At 70.4% G+C, this 4,393-nt stretch carries 5 protein-coding genes; 3 read left to right on the top strand and 2 right to left on the bottom strand.

Translation table 11 applies throughout. The features are described from left to right. Positions 1-730, top strand: a 730-nt coding sequence (locus Q8Q85_09405) for a hypothetical protein (protein MDP3774470.1), incomplete at its 5' end; no start/stop codon positions are given. Positions 731-1,072: 342 nt separating this feature from the next. On the opposite strand, the gene Q8Q85_09410 is transcribed toward Q8Q85_09405, so the two are convergent. Beyond that, positions 1,073-2,233, bottom strand: coding sequence for an ArgE/DapE family deacylase (locus Q8Q85_09410; protein MDP3774471.1), 1,161 nt, complete (start codon positions 2,231-2,233; stop codon positions 1,073-1,075). Positions 2,234-2,309: 76 nt separating this feature from the next. Beyond that, positions 2,310-3,350, bottom strand: a complete 1,041-nt coding sequence (locus Q8Q85_09415) for an ornithine cyclodeaminase family protein (GenBank protein ID MDP3774472.1) — start codon at positions 3,348-3,350, stop codon at positions 2,310-2,312. Positions 3,351-3,396: 46 nt separating this feature from the next. Between Q8Q85_09415 and Q8Q85_09420 the strand changes: the two genes are divergently transcribed. After that, a complete protein-coding gene (locus tag Q8Q85_09420; GenBank protein ID MDP3774473.1) occupies positions 3,397-4,179 on the top strand; it encodes a chromate resistance protein in 783 nt (260 codons plus the stop codon). Beyond that, a partial coding sequence (locus Q8Q85_09425; protein MDP3774474.1) for a chromate transporter occupies positions 4,176-4,393 on the top strand: 218 nt, incomplete at its 3' end. The genes Q8Q85_09420 and Q8Q85_09425, both read left to right, overlap by 4 nt.

The raw sequence follows: 4,393 nt of genomic DNA on the forward strand, positions 1-4,393 counted from the left end.
CTGGATGTCCATCCGCGAAGGGGGACGGCTGCTCGTGCTGCACCAGGGCTATAGCGTGCGGCTGCGTGGCCGCGGGCGCTTCGCGTTTCGGCAGTGGGGCCGCGCTTTCGAGTTGCCGGTCTGCTACACCGTTCAGGTGAACGGTGACGAAGTGACCGACGACCGCGAGGTGTGCGATCGTGACGACACGTTACGTATCGTGAACGAGGCGGGCGAGACGGCATGGCAGTTGGAGCCGGTCCGGATGCGTGGCGCGCCGGCTTACGCGGAGCGCACCGACACCATCGAGGACCTGGTTGAGAACGCGTTGCGGCGAGTTCGCGTCCGCATCGGCACAGGTGACGTTGACGTGGACTTGGACCGGTCCTCCGACGTGACCGGCGGCATGACGGTGACGCTGGATAGCGACGCCGATCTCGACGCCGCCCTGGACACGCTGATGCGCGTCTGGTCGCAGGACCCGGAATCGGTCGACCGGGCGGCGCGCCGCCTCGCCCGGCGCGTGGAGCGGCTCGAGCCCGCGCTCAGCCAGCTCGGCGAGACGCTCGGCCAGGAGATCGGTGAGCGGCTGGCACCGCAGCTGGAGAGCCTCGGTACCGATGTGGCTCGCGAGCTGGCCCCCGCCGTCGCGCGTCTCGGCGCGGATCTTGGGCGCAGCATCGTCACCGAGCTGGGTGCCCCGACGGTGGCCGGCGAGGGTGGCCGGAGCCGCAAGCCGAAACACCGCTAGCGGATTTTTCTCGAAACCTTGAGGGATGCAGGGGCAAGTTTTCCACGTGCCCCAACCATCGCCTCGGCCTGCACGGGGCCCACGCATCATGTCAGGAGGCGACGTCCTACCGCCGGTGGCACGGCCTCGGTTTCGGCGGGGGCGCTGAGCTGCGCGCGGGGGCGCTCCGCTTCGATGGCTCGGCCTCCGGCTCGGCGGGGACGGCTCTCGTCTCCACGATCATGATCGACCTCTCCTTCGCCCTCTACACTAAACTCCTGAAGGTCGGTGTCTCACCTACTATTGGCAGAGAGGGTCCCCAACGGGGCGGGAACGACCAGGACGGCCCCCGGGACGAGAGGGTCAGCGGGCCCGCCCGCAGAACGCCGCGGCCGCCCGCGCCAGGATAAGGGCGAGCTTCGCCACCGAGTCGAGCTCCACCCACTCAAGGGCGGCGTGCGCGCCCGCGCCCGCCGGGCCGATCACCGCGGTGTCGATCCCCGCGTCGGCGAGCAGCGCCGCGTCCATCCAGTACGGCTCGCCGACGAACGGCGGCCGGCTGCCCAGCACGGTGGTCGCCGCATCCGCGAGCGCGCGGACGATGGGCGCCTCGGCCGAGTTCTCGAACGGCCGGCGGGTGAGGAGCGGCTTCACGCTCGCGCGGAACGTCGGGTCGGCCGCGGTGAGACGGCCGGCGATCGCCCGGATCTCGGCGAGCACCTGCTCCTCGGTCTCGCCGGGGATGGTGCGGCGCTCGATCTCGAGCCGGCACTGCGCCGCGTAGGTGCTCGTGCCGGTCCCGCCCCGAATCACGGGCGCGTGCAGCGACGGCGGACCCACCAGCGGGTGGCCCGGCGAGCTACGCAGCCGTTGCTCGAGCTGGTCCAGCTCGGCGAGGAACCGGCCCATCCGCATGTTCGCGTCGATGCCCTCCTCGTAGCGGCTGCCGTGCGCCGCACGCCCATGCGTCTCGACCTCGATCCAGCAGAACCCCTTGTGCGCGACGCAGACGGCGAGCTCCGTCGCCTCGGTCACGATGGCGGCATCCGCCCGGTGGTGCCGGAGCACCTCCGACATACCGATACTGGCCACTTCCTCGTCCGCGACCGCCGCGACGAGGAGGTCGCCAGCGAGCCCGACGTTGCCGTCGCGGAGCGCGCGCACCGCGGCCAGACACGCGGCCAGGCCTCCCTTCATATCGTACGCGCCGCGCCCGTACAGGCGCCCGTCGCGGACCTCGCCCGAGAAGGGGTCGGCCATCCCCTCGATGCCCACCGTGTCCAGATGGGCGTACAACATCAGCGCGCGGCCGCCCCGCTTGCCGGTGAGGCGCCCGACCACGCTGGCGCGGCCGGACTCGGGCTCGTGGCGCGACACCGTCATGCCGAGCCGCTCGAGGGCCGCCGTCACGTAGTCGGCGATCTCGCGCTCGTTCGTCGCACCGCCGCTGAAGGCGGGGTTGATCGAGTTGATCCGCACTAGGTCGGCGAGCGTCAGGGTGAGATAGTCGGCATCGATGTTCACGCGCGGCACCTCGGGAGCCTGAAACCGTTGACCGTCAGCCGATCGCCCCGGGCCGGGACGGTGGCGCCCGGACCCGTCACCGTATGCCGGGCGCGAGCCACCACGGCGTCCGGGCCCGTCCATTCAGGTGGAGCCTCGTGCCGGCTCCGGCGGCGCACGCTTTCTCGTACACGGCTACGGCCGCGGCGACATCCTGCAGCGCCATGCCGGTCGAGTCGAAAACGATGATCTGGTGGTCTGACGTGCGCCCGGGCTTGTGGCCCGCGACGACCTCCCCCAGCTCTGCGTGTACGTCCGCCCTGGTCATGACGCCCGCCGCGATCGCATGGTGCAGGTCGCCGATGGTCGCGCACTGCTCCAGCACATCCACGACGACGATGCTCGCCGCCATCAGAGCGGGCTCCAGCTCCTGCTTCGCTTCGCTGTCCGCACCCACCGCCGCAACGAAAGTGCCGGGCCGCACGTGTTCGCGACCGAGGAAGGCCCGCCGCGACGGCGTGCACGTGACGACGATATCGCTTTGCGTGGTGGCGAGTGCCGGGTTGGGCACCGCGTGCACCGCGATGCCGAGCGCCGCTGACATCTCGGGCGCGAACGCGGCGGCCCGATCCGCGTTCTCGTCGAACGCGAACGCCTGGGTGATGGGGCGCACCGCGGCTATCGAACGCAGCTGGATCCGGCCCTGGTTGCCGCAGCCCACGATCGCCGCGACCCTGGCGTCCTCCCGCGCGAGGTGCTTCGCGGCCACCGCCGTCGCCGCGCCGGTCCTCCGGATGGTGATCTCGATCGAGTCCATCAGCGCGAGCGGAGCGCCGTTCTCGGCATCGCAGAGCGCGATAACGCCCTGAATGAGCGGCAGGCCGATGCGCGGGTTGCCTGGAAAGTTGGCGTTGATCTTGGCGGCGAAGTAGGGGTGAGGGGAACGGGCAGAAGGGAGCACGCCGGCCTTGATGTGGAAGCCGCCGCCGTCCACGTGAAGGCCGAGGATGCCGGGACGTGCGGCCAGCCCTTGGCCGTGGAGCCTGAAGGCGTGATGTACGGCGGCGATGCACTCATCGAGGGTGAGCAACTCCGCGACGTCGCGGCGGGTCAGGAACAGCGGGTCCTCGCACCTCATGATGCCTCCTTGCGCCTCCAGGCCCGGCATGATACAGTTGCGACTAATGAATGATTCAGCTGCGACATCAGCGCAAGGGGCGCCGGGCGAGGCGCGGTGGCTACTGCTCATCCACCAGATCCCGCCCAAGCCCGACTACTTCCGGGTGAAGGTGCGGCGCCGGCTGCACCGGATGGGCGCCAGGGCGCTCAAGAACTCGGTCTACGTCCTCCCCCGCGGCGACGAGGCGCTGGAGGACTTCCAGTGGCTCGCCCGTGAGATCGTGGCGGATGGCGGCGAGGCGACGGTGTGCGAAGCGGTGTTTGTCGCGGGCATCACGAACCAGGAGCTGGAAGCGATGTTCCGACCCAAGCAAGCGCGCGAGGAGACGCCCGCCGCCATCGGCAAACGTCTGAAGGTGAAGCCGGGGCGGACGTGGGTGACACGTCAGGGCGTCAAGGTTGATCGTATCGCGAGCGCGTGGCTCATCCGCCGCTTCCTCGACCCCAAGGCGCGGTTCAAGTTCGTGCCCGCGAAGGGGTACTCGCCCGCCAAAGGCGAGCTGCGGTTCGACATGTTCGAGGCCGAGTACACCCACCAGGGAGACCGCTGCACCTTCGAGACGCTGCTGGCGCGGTTCGGCGTCCGCGACCGCGCGCTGCGCGCCATCGCCGACATCGTCCACGACGTGGACTGCAAGGACGAGAAGTTCGAGCGTGGGGAGGCCGCCGGCGTGGCGGCGCTGGTGAACGGCATCGCCGCGGCGCACCAAGACGACGCGGAGCGCCTCGCGCGCGGGGCCGCCGTCTTCGACGACCTGTACGCGGCGTTCCGGAAGTCTCGCGGGTGAACTCCGGTCTGCGTCCGCTGCTGGGGTACTTCCTGCGACTCGGGACCATCGGCTTCGGCGGCCCGATCGCGCTGGTGGGCTACATGCAGCGCGACCTGGTCGAGGCGCGCGGCTGGTTCACCGAGAAGGAGTACAAGGAGGGTCTCGCGCTCGCCCAGCTGGCGCCGGGACCCCTCGCCGCACAGCTCGCGATCTACCTGGGTTGGGTTCGCGG

This window comes from Gemmatimonadales bacterium (assembly GCA_030697825.1).
GTDB lineage: Bacteria > Gemmatimonadota > Gemmatimonadetes > Gemmatimonadales > JACORV01 > JACORV01.

Coding starts and splice junctions, on each gene's coding strand:
- Q8Q85_09415 (MDP3774472.1), bottom strand. CDS start 3,350: ATGAGGTGCGAGGACCCGCTGTTCCTGACCCGCCGCGACGTCGCGGAG.
- Q8Q85_09420 (MDP3774473.1), top strand. CDS start 3,397: ATGAATGATTCAGCTGCGACATCAGCGCAAGGGGCGCCGGGCGAGGCG.